We start from the raw sequence: 432 nt of genomic DNA on the forward strand, positions 1-432 counted from the left end.
GTAAAAATAGCAAAAAACTATTTGCTAATAAAATAATAAATAGGAAATCAAAAACAGGCTATAAAAGTGAAATAACTTGTTATGCTTGTGAAGAATGCCGTGATTGTCAATATAAAAGCAGTTGCATTAAGAGAAGTAACAGTAAGATTCCTCTTGAAAATAGGACTAAAAACTTACAAGTATCTAAGTTATTTCATGAAAAAAGAAAAGAAAACTTAAAGAGAATTATAAGCCCGGAGGGGTGTGAACTTAGAATGAATAGAAGTATACAAGCAGAAGGAGCTTTCGCTCAAGTAAAACAAAATATGAAATTTAGAAGATTTTTAAGCCGAGGCAAAGAAAATGTTCTATCAGAATGTATTATTGTAGCGATAGCTCATAACATTTCTAGACTACACAATAAAATAGTAAAAAATAAACGTGGAATATATC

At 28.9% G+C, this 432-nt stretch carries 1 protein-coding gene; it reads left to right on the forward strand.

Going from position 1 to position 432, the window contains the following annotated elements; genetic code table 11:
• Positions 1–432: transposase (locus KGF39_RS19525; protein ID WP_227823580.1), on the forward strand; the 432-nt coding region annotated here is incomplete at both ends.

It is taken from the genome of Clostridioides sp. ZZV14-6345 (assembly GCF_020657775.1).
GTDB classification, from domain to species: domain Bacteria; phylum Bacillota; class Clostridia; order Peptostreptococcales; family Peptostreptococcaceae; genus Clostridioides; species Clostridioides difficile_D.